This is a genomic window from Rhodococcus qingshengii JCM 15477 (genome assembly GCF_023221595.1).
Taxonomy (GTDB): Bacteria; Actinomycetota; Actinomycetes; order Mycobacteriales; family Mycobacteriaceae; genus Rhodococcus_F; species Rhodococcus_F qingshengii.
In genome coordinates this window covers 262494-279806 of the sequence record NZ_CP096567.1, presented here as the reverse complement: position 1 = coordinate 279806, position 17313 = coordinate 262494, and the positions used below count along the sequence as shown (strand labels likewise).

The window sequence follows — 17313 nt, the reverse complement described above, 5'->3', positions numbered from 1 at the left end:
ACACGTACGACTAGGCCACCATCGCTCACAGCCCGAGCGATGGTGGCCTGATTTCTCCGAAAAATCCTGTCAGCCAAGCATTCTGGATTCAGTATCGCTGCGATTACGCCTTGACTACAGCTGCCAGCTTTCGCTTCTCGGCGAAGGCAAGGGCGTCGGCCCAGGTGGCACCCTTCATCAGCAGGCCTCGGTACTTCATGATCACAGCCTGACCGTTGAGGGTAAGGGCGCCGACCAGACGATCACCCTCGCGATAGAGCGCGACCCAGCGGTCACTGTCGAGTTCACCGTCGACCACCACAATCTCGTCGGCCTGCGGAACCCCTACGAATTGAATCCGGCTGCCGTACCAGTCGGACCAAAAGTAGGGAACGGTGGTGTAAGCCTTCACGGCATCAGGATCGAGCGCGTTGCGGGCAGCGACGGCTCCCTGCTCGGCAGCACTGGTCCAGTGTTCCAGACGCTGTGAACGATCGAAAAGCGTGTTATGCCAACGTGCTACATCGCCGGCCGCATACACTCCCTCCACACCGGTGTAGAGGTTCTCATCGCACACGATTCCGTTGTCGAGAGTCAGGCCAGAATCCTCCAGCCAGCCGGTGGCCGGCACAGCACCGATGCCCACGACCACCAGATCCGCGGGCAGAACGGTGCCGTCCGAAAGGACCACGCGTTCAACGCGTCCGGCGCCCTCCACTGCGCTCACACCCACCCCACACAGGAGTGGTGTGCCGTTGCGCTCGTGCAGGGATGCGATTGCACCACCCAGCCTCTCGCCGACGGCCCGCACCAACGGAGTGGCCAGCGCCTCTACGACCGTGACGTCCACGCCTCGCTTACGCGCTGCGGCAGCCACTTCGGAGCCGATGAATCCGGCACCGATCACTACCGTCCGAGCATTCGCGTCGAGTGCCGCACGCACCGCAATCGCGTCATCGATGGTGCGCAGGGAATGAACGCCCGCAAGCCCCTCGGTACCGGGCAAGAGGCGCGCATCGGCCCCGGTGGCGATGACAAGAGCGTCGTAATGCACCTCGCTTCGCCCCTCACGGTCGTCGACTACGACGACTTTCCGTGCGGTATCGAGGGAGGTCGCGCGTCGTCCCAGTAGCAGTGTCACATCGAGTTCATCCGAGAATGTGCGACTGTCACGGAATTGGGTGGACTCGGGTTCCGATCCTGCTTCGAGATAGGCCTTCGACAGCGGTGGACGGTCGTAGGGCAGGTGCTTCTCTCCACCGATCAGTGTGATCGGTCCGGTGAAGCCGGTCTTCCTGGCTGCTTCGACCGCACGCAGTCCGGCCAGAGACGCGCCGACCACTACCAGATGCCGCTCGCTCATATCCTCGTCCTCTACTTGATGTCGTTTTGTGGGAGTTCCCCTCCTCCGGAGAACCCGCGGCGCTTCCCCTAGCGGATGATCCGCAGCGCCTCAGTGGGGCAGCCCGCTACGGCCTCTTCGATCTCGGCGAGTTCATCGGGCCCGATGTCGTCCTTGAGCAGGAGCAGGTCGCCGGAGTCGTCTACTTCGAAGAAAGCCGGCGCCAAGGACTCACAGATGCCCAGTCCGGTGCACTTCTTCCTGTCAACTTCAACCTTCATGACGGTGTCCTTTCGACGCGATTGCGCAGTTCCTACAGGGATCATTATTTACTTTAATATAGATTAAAGTATCTCTTCCGGCAGGTCCACTTTCCAGTGCGCATCGGTGGGCCATGTTCAGGAGGTAACTGGGGTGGCCGGTGTGCCGATATAATCGATCCGTGCTTAAAAACGATACGGCCGGATCAGCGGCCGAGGACCGGACGAAGAGCGCCCTCACGCGTGAACGCATCCTCGATTCCGCTGCATACGTGCTTAGCCGGAAGGGCTTCGCCGGTACCCGGCTGGTAGATGTAGCCGCTCACGCCGAACTTCAGGCGCCCGCCATCTACTACTACTTCAAATCCCGCGAAGAGCTGATCGAAGAGGTCATGTTCGTCGGCATCTCCAATATCCGCGCCCATGTGAGCGAGGTACTCGAGGCGCTCGACCCCAATACGCGTCCTATCGACCGCATCGCGGCAGCCGTCGAGGCGCATCTGCGCTATGAACTTTCCATCTCGGACTACACCACAGCCGCCATCCGCAACGGTGGACAAATGCCGGAGCACCTTCGTGAGCGGCACGAGAGCGTACGCAACAAATACGGCAACGAGTGGCAGGCGCTGTACCAGGCGGCCAAGGACGCCGGGGAACTACGCGAGGATCTCGACGTTCGGGCTACCCGCATGCTGGTAATGGGGGCGCTGAACTGGGCGGCAGAGTGGTGGAATCCGAAACGAGGCGGCTCACTGACCAGCCTCGTCCGGACCGCGCAGTCCATCGTGCTGCACGGTATTGCGAGTCCTGCCGCACTTGCCGGAACGGTAGCCGACACATCCTCGGCACCCGCCCCCGAGAAGTCGAGCACTAAGCGCGTGGCCGCGAAGTCCAACACTGCGAAGGCAGTCGGTCGCAGGTCCGGCACCAAGACGGCAAGCGCCAAGAAGGTCGCGGCAAAGGGCTGAAGCGGTGGCCACTGAATCTTCCGGTGGCCGCCGCTCTCAGATCCTCACTTCCGCTACGCAGTCGCTTCCACAGCGAATCGCTCCCGGACCGCGTCGACAACAATCTTGGCGGTCTCAGCGCAAGCAGTGGTGCCGCCGTTGGCGTATTCCTTCACCCCGTCGCCGACGTTCCACAAGTTGGCGATCGGAGTGGTGTTTGGCAGATCGAAGCCCGACACCGCGCGCTGCGGCGGCCACCCGTCGCGGGTGGTGACGACGGAGAGGATTCGAGCCTTGTCGAAACCCTTGATCTCCGCCTGCAGCTCGTCGAGGAGAATCTTGGTTTCCGCTTCCTCGTCGAAGTCACCCACCGCAGGTTTCGGGACTGCTGCACCGACGTAGAGGTTCCACCCTTCCGGAGCCATCTCGGGGCACACATCGGTGAAGTTCGCGACATAGCAAAGACGCTTGGTGTTCGCGAAGCTCAGCATGCCGGGTACGTCGATCAGTCTGTCCTGGCTGGCGAAGTTGACCGCGATCATCGAGCAGGGCCGGTCACCACGCTTCACGGTCTCGAGGTAATCCGCCGGCAGATTCTCGCTGCCGACGAGACTCACCGTGGCCGCGGGGCCGGTGTCGCTGACTGCAAACCTGCAGGAAACCTCCACGGACTGACCGTCGCGCTCGATCACAGCTCCGGTCACCTGACCGTCGGCGGTGATGATGCTCTCGACTTCAGCGTTCAGCCAGAGCTGTCCGCCGTCACGTTCGAAGGCGCTTGCCAGCGAACGCCAGATTCCGATGGTGCCCTCGGGAGCGAAACCGAAGGTCTTGAACGCACTCTTGCGAGTGAAGTACGTAAGGAAAACCCGGGCCGGGAGTTCCTCCGAACTCACCGCGAACACCGAACCGCACATGTTGCGGAAGATGCCGCGCACGCCCTCGTTCTTGGTGTACTTGCACACCCACTCGTCAGTGGACAACTCGTCCTCCGGCAGACCGGAATCGTTGCGGGCCGCGCCGATTCCCTTGACCAGCTTGGCACCCTGACGGGTGAGCTTGCCGAGAAGGAAGCCCCAACCGCCGCCACTGACATCCACATCCTTACCACCCAGACGATAGAGAATCGGGGGCTTCGGCGAACGCACGTCGAATTCTGCACCGAGTTCGGCGAAGGTCTCCTCGGTGATGCCGCCGGTCTCGATGACTATGGCACCGTTGTTGACCTTGAAGCCGTCAATGTCGTGTGTGGAGGCGCGGCCACCAACCTGATCCAGACGCTCCACCAGCAGAGTGCGGTAGCCCAGATGTTGTAGCCGGGCCGCAGCGAACAGACCGCCGGCGCCGGCGCCGACTACCAGGGCGTCGAAGTTGTTCTCGGGACTACTCATAGCGATGCTCCTCAGTGAAATTCTCGGTAAGAACGGCGCGGGCCGAGAAGTAGCGGCACGCGAAATCGGTCAGTACGAAGCCGGTAACCCGAGGGTGGTCTGAGCGATGTAGTTGAGCACCATCTCCCGACTGACCGGCGCGGTGCGCAGCATCCTCGTGATGAACCACAACTCCGCCAGGCCGTATTCCTTGCTCATCCCGTTGCCTCCGTGCACCTGGATGGCCTGATCGAGAGCTTTGAGCGACGCATCCGCCGCGACGAACTTCGCCATGTTCGCAGCTTCGGCAGCATCGAGTCCGGCGTCGTGAAGTGCGGCACTGCGCTGCGTGGCGAGACGCGCCATCTGCACGGCGACATGTGCTTCCGCCAACGGATGTGAGACGCCCTGGTGCGATCCGATCGCGACATCCCACACCTTGCGGTCCTTGGCGTATACGGTGGCCTTCGCGATGGCGTATCGGCCGATACCGTTGCTCAGCGAGGACGCCAGGATGCGCTCGGGATTCAGTCCGGCGAACACCTGCCTCAGACCCCGTCCTTGCGCGCCGATCAGCGCTTCCGGGCCGACCTTGACGTCGTCGAAGAAGACGGTGAACTGACGGTCCGGATTGACCAGCGCCGTTTCGAGCGGCTGGAACACCAGACCGGGAGTGTTCTTGGGGACCACGAAGAGAGACAGCGGACTGCGCTTCGAGCCCGGAGCCTGCTCGATGCTCGCATCTCGCGTCACCACGAGAAGAGCCTCGGCTTCCTCGATCGCGGAGATGAAGTACTTGCCGCCGGTAATGCTCCAGCCCTCGCCACTGCGACGGGCCGTGGTGGTCACATTGTGACTGTTGGAGCCCGCCTCCGGTTCGGTGAGCGCGAAAGCCATTCGTCGCTTGCCGGAGGCCAGTCCGGGCAGCCACTCGTCCTTCATTTCCTCGGAGCCGTGCTCGGCGATGATGCAACCGCAGATGGCGGGCGAGATGACGCCGATCAACAGTGGCATCCCGTGTGCGGCAAGTTCTTCGAGCACGATGACGAACTCGGACAGACCGGCCCCGCCGCCGCCGTATTCCTCGGGTAGGTGGACACCGACGAGGCCCGCCTCGCCCAGCTCATTCCAGAGCTCGTCGACGTTGCCACCGGAACGGGAACGCTCCAAATAGTATTCGGGGCCGAACTTCTCGGCGATCTTCGCGACGCTCTCGCGAATCAGGCGATGCTCATCGGTATCTACGACCAATCCGGTCACGGCGGTCACTTCCCTTCGAAGGTGGGGTGTTGTCTGGCAATGAAACTCGTGAAAGCTCGCTGCGCGTCTCGGGACGAACCGATGAGGCCCACCGCGGCCGCCTCGTCTGCCAGTTGCTGCGACAGCGTGGTGGTGGACGACTGCTGGAACAACGCCCGCATGGCGCCGTAGGCGACGGTAGGACCGGTGGCCAGTTTCCGTGCCACGGCAGCGCCCTGTTCTCCAAGTTCGGAAGCCGGCACCACCCGGGTGATCAGACCCCAGTCCTCAGCCTCGTGCGCGTTCAGCACACGGTCCTCGAAATAGAGTTCCGCTGCGCGTCGGGCGCCCACAAGCCGTGGCAGGAACCAAGAATTGCCACCGTCACCGGCGAGTCCGATCTGGCCGAACCCTGTGGCGAACTTCGTTCCCTCGGCAGCGAGCACGATGTCCGAGACGTAGATGAGGCCGAGCGCCCCGCCCGCGACGGCGCCATGCACCGCGGCGACCACTGGTACCTGCAGCCGGGAGAATTGCCGCAGCGCGTCGTGATAGCGCCCGGCCATCCGTCCGAGAACTTCGGGCACCTCCTCCGAGGGGGTTGAGGCAAAGACGGTGATGTCACCGCCCACGGAGAAGACTTTCCCGTTTCCGGTGATCAATACAGCGCGCACGGTGCTGTCATGGGCGATACGCTGCGCGATGTCATAGAGATCGTCCGCGACGTCCTGGTTCATCGCATTCTTGGCATCGGGACGATTGAGAGTGACGGTGGCCAGTCCGTCCACTACAGCCATCTCCACCGCCCGCTGCTCCTGCAAGCTCATACAGCTTCCGCCTTATTGAATCTACTATCGATTAGAAAATGTAACGATGTCAACCCCGTTCACGCCCGACAACAGAGACGAAGGAAACGCAACTACCCGGGCGGCCACCCAAGTTGTGGGTCAACGCAGTCCGTGGATCGTCCAGTTGCCGCGCTCCTGCAAGCCCGCGAAACTGCAGCCAGCATTCATACAGCATCCGAAGTCCACTGGCCCCCACTGGATGACCGAACGATTTCAACCCGCCGTCCGGGTTCACGGGAAGTCGGCCGGTCCGATCGAATTCACCGGCCAGCACGTCCTTCCAACCCTGTCCACGGTCTGCGAAACCGAGATCCTCCATCAGGACAAGTTCAGTGGGCGTGAAGCAGTCGTGCACCTCAGCCAGGGAAATCTGTGTGCGCGGGTCGATGATCCCCGCCTGTGCGTACGCGTCCTGGGCACTGCGGACAACCTCGGGGAAAGTCGTGAAGTCGTAGCCTGGGTCGGTCGCACCCAACGCGGGACCCGCAACGAGCGAAAGTCCCCTCACATACATCGGGGTGTCGGTGTAGAGGTGTGCGTCCTCCGCGCGGACGATCAATGCGCAGGCGGCACCGTCGGACACGCCGGAGCAGTCGAAAACACCGAGCCTTCCCGCGACCAGCGGGGCGCTCTCGATCCGCTCGCGGGAAACTTCGGATCTGAACTGCGCCTTGGGATTCAGCGCACCGTTCACGTGGTTCTTCCACGCTATGTGCGTCATTGCCGAACGCATTTGCTCGGGGTCGACGCCGTAGCGTGCGCAGTACGCCGGGTCCAGCAGCGAGAACGCCGCGGGCGCTGTCATCGACAACTCAGCAGCAGTGCCGTCCCCGGGAGGATCCCCGCGTAGCAAACCCGAGAAGCCGGAGTCTTTGAGCTTCTCCACACCAACGGCCATCACCTTGTCGTACGCACCGGAAGCCACTGCATAGCAGGCATTCCGGAATGATTCCGAACCGCTGGCACAGTAGTTCTCGACGCGAGTGACGGGCTTGTAGTCCAGGGCCAACGGCTTGCTCAGCGTGAGCCCACTCTGACCACTGCCGAGGGTTCCGAGCCAGAACGCATCGACGTCCGCCAGTGAGATGCGATCATTGCCATCGAAGCAATCGGCCATGGCATCGACGAGCAGATCGTCCGCGCTGCGGTCCCAATGCTCACCGAAGGAAGTACAACCCATAGCGACGATGGCCACCTTATCGGCAATTCCATTGCTACTCATAGCGCCTTGGCCTTCCAGAAGTAGTTGTGCACTCCGCTTGTGGTGCCCAAACGGCGGAACGTCAGGCCTACTCGGGCGCCGACCCTCAGTGTCTCCGCGTCGGAATCTGCAACCTCGAGGGTGTAACGGCCACCGCCGTCGAAGTTCACCACGGCATCCACGACCGGCGGAGACGGCGAGAACGCCAGTCGGTCTACGGTGTACGTGGCCACGCTGCCCTCACGCGGCGCCAGCGACTCTGCGATCATCTTGTCGACCGCCCCGCAACCCTTGCAGACCCGAGCGGGCGGAAGGTGCAGGAAACTGCAAGCAGAACAACGTGTTCCAGCGAAGTTGAATTTCCAGCCCAGGGCCCGCGCGGAGGGCGGAGCAGCCGCCCAATCGGGTTCAGGACGGCGCGGCGGCTCACGATCAAGGAGTCCACGCCAATTGAGATAGGTGAAATACGGGAGCGCACGGCCAGAGTCCAGTTGGTTTGCCACGCTGACACTCTGGCGAGCCTGGAGGATCCGGTCGGTAGTTCGCAGAACAAGAGCATCGGCTCCGTCGGCCGCCGAGATCAGCAGGATCGACTGCCCGGGCTCGGCGCGGTCCAGTACGTCGGCAAGAGCGAGCCCGAGGCCCGCGGCACCGGCGTACCCGATCGGAGATCCGGTAGTTCCGATCACCGCGGGCAGCAGTTTCGCTGCTCGTTTGGTGACACCGCTGTTGGGCGAGACCACCACGACGTGATCGACCTGGCCGATATCTGCTTTTGCCAGTGCCTCTTTCGCGACTTCAGCGATCAGCGGGAGGTACCGCTCCAGCCCGAACCGCTCCTCCCATTGGCTGCCGGCTGCAGCGCCGGGAACACGCCAACGGTCCAGGAACTCTTCACTGAGGCTGGCCCGAGCGAGCACTGTGGCAAGTGCTGTCTCAGCGGAACCGAAGACGAAAGCCGCCGCCCCGTCACCACCGCTCCGTTCATCGGCCGAACCCGGCCGCCCGGTGATCACATCGGACAACACTGCCAAGCCGCCCGACTCTCCAGCCGTGAGCAAGGCTGCCACCGTGCCGCGCGCGCTGCCGGCGATATCAGCAGCAAAAACATCGCGATCCAGACCCAATGCCGCATGCACCGCAACGGCATTGGTCTTGTCTGCATACGCCGGCGAGGTAGTGGCCAGATACAGCGAACGCGGATCCTGGTCCGTCCCGCCCGCGAGCGCCGCACGTGCGGCCTCGACAGCCATCGTGGTGCTGTCCTCGTCGAACGACGCGGCAACACGTTCACCCCGTCCCCCACTCGCGCCACCGGCGCTCGCGATCTCGGCCAGGGACACCCGGTGTCGCGGAAGGTACGTGCCGTATGACGTGATACCAAGGCGTTGAGTTGTCATGAACTACAGAACCTTTCAAGAATCGTGGCGAAACGGCGCCGCCCGAGATCACAGCTCATCGAGATCACGGTCCTCCCGCCAACGGTCGGCAGAGGGGTCGAGCAGGCGTTCCATCGCCTCGTCGCTCAGCCACACGAGCGCCTCGAGAACAAGGGCGTCGAGATAGCGTGTCTGTCCCGTGCGGAGATCCTCAAGACGCAACCGGGGGCTCTTGGCATTCTCGTCGATCTCCACCGAAACCTGGGCGAACTCGCTGTACACGACCGCTTTGCCGGACATGACCATCTCCTAGATCAAGAAGCCCATATTGGGCAGTGCATACTCGTTGTCCACCAAGACCACGGTCTTGCCCGCCAGCCGAATCGCGCCGTCAATCACGCGTAGTCGGTAGGTGACCCGGCCCGCGAAGGTGTCGGTCCCCCGCTCCTTAGCCGAGAACAACATGAAATTGGCACCCACGACGGTGTTCTCGACACCGGACGCGGCCTGCTCCGTACCGAGCAACTCGACGTTGGAGACCACACGGCGCATGTTGGACGGCGGTGATTGCGCATAGCGCTTACCCGTGCGCAATTGCTTCAATCGGGTGGAAATACGATTCCGATTGTCGTAGATCACCGACATGTGGGTCTTCGGGTCCTTGTCGGTACCGTCGATGGGCACCCAGTACAGGGCATCGTCGGTCCACAGCGCTTCCCAGGAATCGAAGTCGTGCTCGTCGGCATAGCGCGCTTCCCGGTAGAGGAATGCTTCCACCTGACGGATGTCGGTGAGATCCGGCGTCCCTTGGCTGCGATCTTCGAATGCGACGCTCACTTTGTTTCCTCCCCGACAACGGCAACAACATCGGCATCAGCATCAGCGACTACATCCGCCGGCGCCTGCATGATCTGCTTGTAGTGACGCCAGAAGGCGCGCATCGCGGTCTCGTCGGTGGCGGTTCCGATCTGATAACCACGCTCGTCGGTCTGTTCGCGGTCAACGCCACGGCGGATGTCCACCCAATGCGGTTCGCGCATAGTCACACCCACTTGATTTCGCTCGTACATCTCGGTGTCGTCGGCAAGCAACATGCCGGCCGGGCCCACCGAACCGATCGACTGCGACACCATCCGGGTGTTAAGTTCCGGAGCACCCTTGAGCTGCACTGCGGTCGAGTACTGCACGCACTCGTGCGCGGAGAGCGGCTGAATGTTGAATACCTGAATCTCGGCGATGAACAGGTTGGGAAAAATCATGACATGGGGAGCACCCTCGATCATGATCTCTTCGGCGCCGGCGCCGTGCTTGGCGCGCATCGCTGCCACATAATCGGGAACCCGATCCTCGGTGGTGCCGAACCAGCGCATCGGCTCGGCGAAGGTGCGAAACTCCGGTCGGAGATCGTTCTCACTGTGCCCGTTGCCGAATGCCCTGGTAACTGCTGTGGAGTTGTCACTGTAGAGCGCACCGATGGGGCTGCCCGTCACCGAGAAAATGGAGCCGTGGACAAACTGGGGATGGTATCCGTCAGTCTCGTTCTCGGCCAGCAGTTTCCAATTGGCACGGGTCTTGTGCTTGAGCCAACCCGCGGTCAACTCCACCTCCCCCTCCGGCGAAAGCCGTGCCAGTCGGTCGAGTTCGCCCGCAGCATCGCCGAGGTGCTCGAGGAGAGTGGGTCCGGCCTCGGCGAAACTGCCGAACACGAAGCCTTGATAGACGGCGACGCGGGGCACTCGGCCCATGCCGAGTTCGAGCTTGTTCTTTCCGCCGTACCCCTTGTTGTACGGGTAGCCAAGCAGCTCACCGGTATTGCGGTACGTCCACCCGTGGTACGGGCACCGGAACGAACTCGAATTCCCGGCGGCGTCGTCGCACACGAGGTTGGCGCGGTGGGCGCAACGGTTGAGCAGCAGGTGTACGTCACCGGACTTGTCCCGGGTCATGATGATGTCTTGTAGGCCTAGCTTCTTGCGGACGTAGTCGTTGGGTTCGGGCACCTCAGAGGTATGACCGACAAAAACCCAAGTCTTGTACCAGATTCGCTCGAGTTCGTCGGCGAAGACATCGTCGTTGGTGTAGAGCGATCCGTGGATTCGCTCGGGCTCGATGAGGGCCGAGTAGTCGACTCGAGGCGCTCTGTCGACCACGGGGTCGCGGTCCGTTGCAAGAGTCACTGTTCTGCTCCGATCCTTCAATATTACTGTTGACGAATATGTTTGGCTGCCTCGGTGGCGAGGCGAAATTTCTGGATCTTCCCGGTGGTAGTGGTGGGCAGCTCCGAAGCGTCGAGGAACCAGACGTGCTTGGGTACCTTGAAGCGAGCCAGGTGCTCCCGGCACAGCGCCAGAACCTCATCCTCGGTGATCGTCGATTTCGGTGCGCGCACTACGCAGGCACAGCCGACTTCGCCCCATCTGTCGTCAGGTACACCGATTGCGTACACCTGACTTACTTCCGGGTGGGCTGTGAGCAGTTCTTCGATTTCCTTGGGCATCACCAGTTCTCCGCCGCTCTTGTAGAGCTCCTTGGAGCGGCCGGTGACCTGCACGTAGCCGTCCTTGCGGACGATTCCCAAGTCTCCGGTGTAGACCCAACCGTCACGTAGGCCTTTAGCGGTCTCCTCGGGCTTGTCCCAGAATCCGAGCATCGCGGTGGGACCCCTCGAAATCAGTTCACCTTCTTCGCCGTTCGGAAGAAACTCACCCGTCACGGGGTCGGCAGTGCGGTACTCACACAAGTCGCCTGACCGCTCAGGGATTCCCGCGACGCCGGCCAATTTGGGCTTGCCGACCGTGGTAGCCGTCAGTTCGAAATTATCGTCCGGATCATTCAGAGTCATGGCTCCGCCGCACTCGGTCATACCGTAGCCGGTAACGATCTCGGTGATGCCGAGAAGACCAGCAGCCTTCTCCCACAACCACACCGGACCGGGAGCCGCACCCGAAAGCAATGCGCGCAGGCTGGAGAGATCGTAGTCTGCGATGTCCGGGCGTTCCAGAATGCCCACTGTCATAGTCGGCACACACAAAATATCGTTGACCTGATGCCGTTCGATGCCGGCAAGGTAGGCAGCGGGATCGAACGTGGGTTGCAGAATAACGGCGCCGCCCACCGTCATCGCGGCCAGCAGGCCCTCGATGTAGCCGAACATGTGGTAGCACGGCAGCGAGAAGAGCACGCGCCAACCGTCGTCGAAGGCCCGAGTCAGTGCCGACGCGTAACCGGTGCGCTGGACCGCGTCATGGGTTACCTGCACGCCCTTGGGCGAGCCGGTGGTTCCCGAGGTGTAGAGAATGTCTCCTACCGAACCCGGGTCGACGACAATGCCTGCGCTGGCGCCCGCGTTTTCCCGACCAAGCTCCTCCAGGTCTTGAAGTGTGCGCACGCCGGCCCTGGCCTGACCGTCGACACTGACCTGTACGACATGTCGCAACAACGGCAGAGCCGTCTGCCCTTCCGTGGTGTCCCAGCCTGGTGCAACGGAATCGAGCATCTCCGGGTAGTCCAGACCGGCGTGTCCTGTCATAGTGATCAGCACTGTGCAGTGGGACTGCTCCAGGACGTAGGCCAACTCTTCTGCCTTGTAGAGAAAGTTGAGCGGAATCGCCACTGCACCGGCCTGGGCCACCGCGAACTTCACCGGAACGAATTCGGTGTAGTTGGCCATCACGATCCCGACGTGATCGCCGGGCTGGACGCCGAGAGTCACAAGGCCGTCTGCCAGACGACGCGACCAACTCGCAATCTCACCGTAGGTAGTGGTCTTTTCATCGGTAATGACCAAGGGTCGGTCACCGAAGAGTTCTGCCCTGTGATCCAGCCAGTCCCCCAGCGAACGCTGTGTCCACTCGGGGAACTGACGCTCCAGCGCGTCGCGCCGTTCCGCGATCGAGTTCACCACGACTATTTCCTCCTTTTTTAAATCGTAATTCGATTAAATGCGACTTAGGGGAATGGCAAGTTCAGGCATTCGTCTCTATCGGCCCCGGAACACAGCCGGGCGCTTCGCCGTGAATGCTTCGACTCCTTCGGCGAAGTCCTCGGTGTCGAAGAGCCTGGCCTGAGCTTCGACCTCGAGGTCGAGTAGATCCATCGGCGCCACAGCTCCGCGGCTCCAGATCCATTTCATTTCCCGCAGCGCCAGCGGAGGCGCGGCAGCAATCAGTTCGGCATCGGACAACGCGCGCTCGAGTGCGGTGCCTGCCGGCACCGTCTCGTCGACCATGCCCAGGCCCAGGCCCTCCACGGCAGACAGTCGTTTCGGCAGCATCATCAACTGCCGCGCCACCGCAGTCCCCACCCGAGACGGCAACGAGTAGAAGATTCCCATGTCCCCCGCCAGTCCGACGCCGGTGAACGCCGTGCTCAGGACCGCATCTTCACTGACAACCACTCGGTCGCAGGCCATCGCGAGCGAGACGCCCGCACCGAACGCAAAGCCTTCGACGGCCGCGATGACAGGCTTGGAACCGCCCCAGATCGCCCGGATCACACGCTGGGCAGCCTGAGCGCGAATGACGGTCTTCTCCGCGATCTGGCGGTCCATGGTGGAGATGTCCCCACCTGAACAGAAGGCTTTGCCGGCGCCGGTCAGCACGACTACCCGAACGGACTCCACGGACATTGCTGCTTCCAGAGCCACGGCCAGCTCCACCCGCAATATCAGGTCGATGGCGTTTCGTTTGTCCGGGCGATTGAGGGTGATCAGACGAGTGGTGCCACGATCTTCGACGAGGACCGTCGATTCCGGCTCCATCTCAGCGGCCCACGAATTTCGGCGCGCGACGCTCGAGAACCGCGGCGAGTCCCTCGCGGGAGTCTGCAGTCCCCGACAGTTCGGAAACCGTGCGCGCCTCTTCTGCAAGCCGGTCGGCTACGGTGGCGCCCACGCCTCCCCAGAGCAGTCGCTTGGTCGCTCCGACCGCAAGTGGGGCGAGCTCGGTGAATTGTGCGGCGTACTCGTCGGTGCGCTTCGCGAGCTCTCCAGCGGGAACGACGGATGTGATGAGACCGATCTCCAGCGCGGTCTGCGCGTCGAGAGTCGGGTTGGTCAACAGGATTTCGGCGGCCTTGCGCAGACCCACGAGCTGAGTGAGGGTCACCGACACACCACCATCGGGAGCCATACCCACGCGGACGGCGCCGGACATGAACTTGGCAGTTTCCTCGGCGATCACGAAATCTGCAGCGCACACCAGGCCCAACCCGCCGCCACCTGCAGCGAAACCATGCACCGAGGCGATGACCGGGACCTGAAGTTGCATCAGAGCCGAGGTCGCGATTTGCAGCCACGCTGTGGCCTCGCGGAGGTAATCCGGCAGCGCCTCGCCCTTGGAGGCGAAGGTGCGGACGTCACCGCCGGCACAGAAGTGCTTGCCTTCCCCGGTGATGACGACAACCCTCACCCGCGGCTCGCCATGACACCGCAGCACCGCAGCATGCAGGGCCTGGAGGAATCCGACGTCCATTCCGTTGGATGCTTCAGGTCGGTTAAGACGCAGCCTGGCAACACCATTGGACTCGAGGTCCAGCAGCACAGGCCCATCGGGGATCAAATTTTCAGTCATGGCGTGCTCCTTCGTTGATCCTTGTTGGTGAATTCGTCAATGCCTGTGCCGCTCGAATCCTCACTGAGATGATCGAGAACGGTGCGATGCTCCAGAGACAGTCCGTCCGCCAGCGGCAAACGAAGCCCCGCGTAGACGAGTCGCTTGCTGCGCCCTAGTGCAACGGGGTCCTTGGCCGCCAGAGCTTCGGCAAACGCGTCCACATCCGCATCGAACGTGTCCGCCGGCAGAGCGCGATAAGCGAGCCCCCAGGCCACTGCCTGATCCGCGGAGAGCCTGTCGCCGGTGAGAATGTGTGCGAGCGCCCGTTGCCGGCCAACCAGGCGGGGAAGTCGCTGCGTGCTACCACCACCCGGCACCATGCCGTGATTGGAATGAGTATCGGCCAGTTTGGCTTTCGCGTGTACCAGCGCAATATCAGCGGACTGCATCAATTCGAAACCGCCGGCCATGGCGTAACCCTCGACTGCCGCGATCACGGGCACATCCAGCTCGGCGATCGCCGAGCACGCCCGGCCGAAGTTACCGAACAGCTCTGACATCGCATCACGGCCTTGCTCGCGCAATTGCTGCAGCTCGTGGAAATCCCCGCCCACAGAGAAGTTGCCGCTGGCGCCGCGCAGAACTATCACGCGTACCTGCGGCGCCAACGTCCGAAGCGCCGTCTCCAACTGCTCACCGAGTGCGACGGTGATCGCGTTCATCGCCTCGGGCCTGTTGAGCGTGATGCGGCCGATGGCCCCGTCCACAACGGCCTCGACGACGGACTCGGTACGCTTCACATCCGCGGCAGTCACATCAGCCGCCCGCCGCCGACTTCGAGCACGGCACCGGTCATGTAACTCGAATGCTCCGACGCCAGGAACAGCACTGCCCCCGCCACCTCACGGGGTTCGCCGGCCCGCTTCATGGGAATATCCGCCTCACGAGCAGCGAAGATATCGGGCGGCATGGCCTCGGTCATCGGGGTGCGAATCAGGCCCGGCTGCACGGCATTGACTCGAACACCTTTGTGCGCCAGTTCCTTCGCGGCAGACTTCGTCAGACCGACAATGCCGGCTTTTGCGGAGCTGTAGTTGGACTGGCCGAAGTTGCCGGACTTCCCCGACAGAGACGACATGTTGATGATGGATCCGCTACCGGCTTCGCGCATCACGGCCGATGCTGCTCGCACACCGAGCCAACTGCCCTTGAGATGCACGTTGAGGACCGCTTCGAAGTCGGCCAGCGTCATCTTGCCCAGCGACGAGTCTCGGGTGATGCCGGCGTTGTTGACGAATATGTCCAGGCAACCGAACTCTGCGACAGTCGCTTCCACTGCATCACGCACGGAGTCCTCGTCGGTGACGTCGCAACCCCGGCCCACGGCGCCCTCACCCAACGACGCGGCAGCCGACGCAGCCTGATCCTCATTGACGTCGAGGATCATCACCTTTGCGCCCTCTTCATGTAGGAGGCGTGCGATTTCCAGTCCAATTCCCTGAGCAGCGCCCGTAATGGCCGCACTCTTTCCCTCTACCAATCCTGCCCTCACGATGCGCACCCCTGGTCCGACTCGGCACCGAACACGACGTGGCAGACCCTGCGAAGAATCCTCATGCAACCTCCTGGATCAATACTTTTGAATTTAACATAAATTAGTTAAGCTGCCGGAGTCAATGCCGGAGCGCCAAGACACGGAAGCGAGACAAGCAGATGGACCTAGGTCTGAAGAATGCACGGGTGCTGGTCACCGGAGGCGGATCGAACGTGGGCCGCGGTATCGTGCACGGCTTCGCCCGCGAGGGCGCCCGAGTAGCAATCTGTGACATCGACGGAGATCAGGCCGAGAAGGTGCGCATCGAGGCCCTCGAACTCGGCGCCGCCGAAGCCATCGTGCTTGCCGAAGACCTCACCAAGGAAGGCGGCGCGGAACGATCGGTGGGCGCACTCCTGGAAAAGTGGGGCGGCATAGACGCATTGGTGAACAACGCCGGATTCAGCGAGGCCGAATTTTTTGCCAAGGACACCGACCGAGCGCGCTGGCAGAAGACCATCGAGATCAACCTCTACACCGCGATCGCCTGCACCCAGGCCGCACTCGGCCCCATGCGAGAGGCCCAAGCCGGCTCCATCGTCTTCATTTCCTCCGACGCGGCCTTCGGCGAAATCCGGCAAGGCATCTACGGAGCGACCAAAGCCGGACTGATTTCCATGGCTCGCACCGTAGCGAAAGAGCATGGACGCCACGGCATTCGCTCCAATGTCGTGTGCCCGGGACTGGTACTCCCCGAGAGCCCGGACGCCGTGGGCGCAAGCAGTCTGTGGGCGGGCGGCGCAGACACGGTGTTCAACGCCGGCCAGATCGAAAACCTCGAAAAAGGCATCCCCCTTCGCCGACTCACCACCGCCCACGACGTCGCTGACGCCGTCGTCTTCTTCTGCTCCGCAGGTGCTGCCCGCCAGATCACCGGCCAGGTCTTGTCTGTCAGCGGCGGGTATTCAATGCCGTGAACGTTCGCGAAACGAGGGCGAACAAGCCGTCCACCTCCGGCAGCAAGTCCGAAGCGACACAGGAGCGCCTTCTGTTCGCGGCCGCAAAAGTACTCTCGCGCAGGGGCATTTCCGAGACTCGCCTCACCGACATCGCCGAGATGGCAGACCTGCGCGCACCTGCCGTCTACTACTATTTTGCGTCCCGGCACGATTTGATTTCCGAAGTCATGTCGGTCGGCCAGACCCGTCTGCGTGAGCACGTCGCCGCCGCCCTCGACTCCCTACCCGCACAGACTAGCCCGATGGACCGAATCTGCGCCGCAGTTGCGGCGCACCTCGAAGTCGAGCTCGAACTATCCGACTTCGCGACAGCAGTCACCCGCAACACCGGCCAGCTGCCCGACGGCATCCGCGAGCGACTGCGCGAAGATTCGCATGCCTACTCCACCTTGTGGCGCGAACTGATGGATGCAGCCGCCGTGGCGGGGCAGATCAGGGCAGATCTCGATCTCAGAACTGCCCGCAAGTTGGTGATCGGCGCGCTCAATTGGGCCCCTGAGTGGTGGCGAGGATCGGACGGTTCCCTGGCCGACCTCGTGGCAACCACACAGAGCCTGGTCCGGCACGGACTGAGCCCCGTCGCCACTTAGAAGAATGCCGAAACTACAAGGAACTTCCTCAGATTCGGCCCGATGAAGGGAAA

Annotated in this window: 18 protein-coding genes; 3 read left to right on the top strand and 15 right to left on the bottom strand. The window is 62.5% G+C overall.

Going from position 1 to position 17313, the window contains the following annotated elements:
- Window positions 1-103: 103 nt before the first annotated feature.
- Window positions 104-1342: an NAD(P)/FAD-dependent oxidoreductase gene (locus M0639_RS32390; RefSeq protein WP_058228047.1), complete on the bottom strand. Its 1239-nt coding sequence runs from the start codon at window positions 1340-1342 to the stop codon at window positions 104-106.
- Window positions 1343-1410: 68 nt separating this feature from the next.
- On the bottom strand, window positions 1411-1602 hold the full coding sequence (locus M0639_RS32385; protein WP_058228098.1) for a ferredoxin: 192 nt from the start codon (window positions 1600-1602) through the stop codon (window positions 1411-1413).
- Between the two features lie 161 nt (window positions 1603-1763).
- On the opposite strand from M0639_RS32385, the gene M0639_RS32380 reads away from it, so the two are divergent.
- On the top strand, window positions 1764-2549 hold the full coding sequence (locus tag M0639_RS32380) for a TetR/AcrR family transcriptional regulator (RefSeq protein ID WP_074447138.1): 786 nt from the start codon (window positions 1764-1766) through the stop codon (window positions 2547-2549).
- A 53-nt stretch (window positions 2550-2602) separates the two neighbouring features.
- On the opposite strand, the gene M0639_RS32375 is transcribed toward M0639_RS32380, so the two are convergent.
- From M0639_RS32375 to fabG, 13 genes are all read right to left on the bottom strand, one after another.
- Window positions 2603-3919, bottom strand: coding sequence for a phytoene desaturase family protein (locus tag M0639_RS32375; protein WP_064074856.1), 1317 nt, complete (start codon window positions 3917-3919; stop codon window positions 2603-2605).
- Between the two features lie 69 nt (window positions 3920-3988).
- On the bottom strand, window positions 3989-5158 hold the full coding sequence (locus tag M0639_RS32370; protein ID WP_058228096.1) for an acyl-CoA dehydrogenase family protein: 1170 nt from the start codon (window positions 5156-5158) through the stop codon (window positions 3989-3991).
- A gap of 5 nt (window positions 5159-5163) precedes the next feature.
- Window positions 5164-5964 carry an enoyl-CoA hydratase-related protein gene (locus M0639_RS32365; protein ID WP_082654928.1) on the bottom strand — a complete coding sequence of 267 codons (801 nt, stop codon included), beginning with the start codon at window positions 5962-5964 and terminating at the stop codon, window positions 5164-5166.
- A 49-nt stretch (window positions 5965-6013) separates the two neighbouring features.
- Window positions 6014-7207: an acetyl-CoA acetyltransferase gene (locus M0639_RS32360; RefSeq protein ID WP_058228044.1), complete on the bottom strand. Its 1194-nt coding sequence runs from the start codon at window positions 7205-7207 to the stop codon at window positions 6014-6016.
- Window positions 7204-8586 carry an OB-fold domain-containing protein gene (locus tag M0639_RS32355; RefSeq protein WP_058228043.1) on the bottom strand — a complete coding sequence of 461 codons (1383 nt, stop codon included), beginning with the start codon at window positions 8584-8586 and terminating at the stop codon, window positions 7204-7206. Before M0639_RS32355 ends, M0639_RS32360 begins: the two co-directional genes overlap by 4 nt.
- 48 nt (window positions 8587-8634) lie before the next feature.
- Complete coding sequence (locus M0639_RS32350) at window positions 8635-8865, bottom strand: hypothetical protein (protein WP_082654939.1); 231 nt, start codon at window positions 8863-8865, stop codon at window positions 8635-8637.
- 9 nt (window positions 8866-8874) lie between these two features.
- Window positions 8875-9402 (bottom strand): aromatic-ring-hydroxylating dioxygenase subunit beta, encoded by a 528-nt coding sequence (locus tag M0639_RS32345; RefSeq protein ID WP_058228042.1) that lies wholly within the window; start codon window positions 9400-9402, stop codon window positions 8875-8877.
- Window positions 9399-10715, bottom strand: coding sequence for an aromatic ring-hydroxylating oxygenase subunit alpha (locus M0639_RS32340; protein ID WP_058228095.1), 1317 nt, complete (start codon window positions 10713-10715; stop codon window positions 9399-9401). The genes M0639_RS32345 and M0639_RS32340 overlap by 4 nt, the downstream gene beginning before the upstream one ends.
- A 50-nt stretch (window positions 10716-10765) precedes the next feature.
- Complete coding sequence (locus M0639_RS32335; RefSeq protein ID WP_058228041.1) at window positions 10766-12469, bottom strand: class I adenylate-forming enzyme family protein; 1704 nt, start codon at window positions 12467-12469, stop codon at window positions 10766-10768.
- Window positions 12470-12544: 75 nt separating this feature from the next.
- The gene (locus M0639_RS32330) at window positions 12545-13324 is read right to left on the bottom strand and encodes an enoyl-CoA hydratase/isomerase family protein (RefSeq protein WP_064074855.1); all 780 of its coding nucleotides are present in this window, start codon (window positions 13322-13324) and stop codon (window positions 12545-12547) included.
- A gap of 1 nt (window position 13325) precedes the next feature.
- Entirely contained in the window at window positions 13326-14135 is an 810-nt protein-coding gene (locus M0639_RS32325) for an enoyl-CoA hydratase/isomerase family protein (protein WP_058228039.1), read from the bottom strand.
- Entirely contained in the window at window positions 14132-14932 is an 801-nt protein-coding gene (locus M0639_RS32320; protein WP_257233028.1) for an enoyl-CoA hydratase/isomerase family protein, read from the bottom strand. The genes M0639_RS32325 and M0639_RS32320 overlap by 4 nt, the downstream gene beginning before the upstream one ends.
- Entirely contained in the window at window positions 14929-15669 is a 741-nt protein-coding gene (fabG, locus tag M0639_RS32315) for a 3-oxoacyl-ACP reductase FabG (protein WP_058228093.1), read from the bottom strand. Before fabG ends, M0639_RS32320 begins: the two co-directional genes overlap by 4 nt.
- Window positions 15670-15830: 161 nt before the next feature.
- On the opposite strand from fabG, the gene M0639_RS32310 reads away from it, so the two are divergent.
- Both M0639_RS32310 and M0639_RS32305 read left to right on the top strand, forming a co-directional pair.
- The gene (locus M0639_RS32310; RefSeq protein ID WP_064074854.1) at window positions 15831-16628 is read left to right on the top strand and encodes an SDR family NAD(P)-dependent oxidoreductase; all 798 of its coding nucleotides are present in this window, start codon (window positions 15831-15833) and stop codon (window positions 16626-16628) included.
- Complete coding sequence (locus tag M0639_RS32305; protein WP_058228037.1) at window positions 16625-17260, top strand: TetR/AcrR family transcriptional regulator; 636 nt, start codon at window positions 16625-16627, stop codon at window positions 17258-17260. Before M0639_RS32310 ends, M0639_RS32305 begins: the two co-directional genes overlap by 4 nt.
- Window positions 17261-17313 lie beyond the last annotated feature (53 nt).

Bases quoted from the DNA above. Each gene is read 5' to 3' on its own strand.
- M0639_RS32310 (WP_064074854.1), top strand. From the start codon at position 15,831: ATGGACCTAGGTCTGAAGAATGCACGGGTGCTGGTCACCGGAGGCGGA.
- M0639_RS32350 (WP_082654939.1), bottom strand. From the start codon at position 8,865: ATGTCCGGCAAAGCGGTCGTGTACAGCGAGTTCGCCCAGGTTTCGGTG.
- M0639_RS32330 (WP_064074855.1), bottom strand. From the start codon at position 13,324: ATGGAGCCGGAATCGACGGTCCTCGTCGAAGATCGTGGCACCACTCGT.
- M0639_RS32365 (WP_082654928.1), bottom strand. From the start codon at position 5,964: ATGAGCTTGCAGGAGCAGCGGGCGGTGGAGATGGCTGTAGTGGACGGA.
- M0639_RS32360 (WP_058228044.1), bottom strand. From the start codon at position 7,207: ATGAGTAGCAATGGAATTGCCGATAAGGTGGCCATCGTCGCTATGGGT.
- M0639_RS32385 (WP_058228098.1), bottom strand. From the start codon at position 1,602: ATGAAGGTTGAAGTTGACAGGAAGAAGTGCACCGGACTGGGCATCTGT.
- M0639_RS32325 (WP_058228039.1), bottom strand. From the start codon at position 14,135: ATGACTGAAAATTTGATCCCCGATGGGCCTGTGCTGCTGGACCTCGAG.
- M0639_RS32355 (WP_058228043.1), bottom strand. From the start codon at position 8,586: ATGACAACTCAACGCCTTGGTATCACGTCATACGGCACGTACCTTCCG.
- M0639_RS32375 (WP_064074856.1), bottom strand. From the start codon at position 3,919: ATGAGTAGTCCCGAGAACAACTTCGACGCCCTGGTAGTCGGCGCCGGC.
- M0639_RS32390 (WP_058228047.1), bottom strand. From the start codon at position 1,342: ATGAGCGAGCGGCATCTGGTAGTGGTCGGCGCGTCTCTGGCCGGACTG.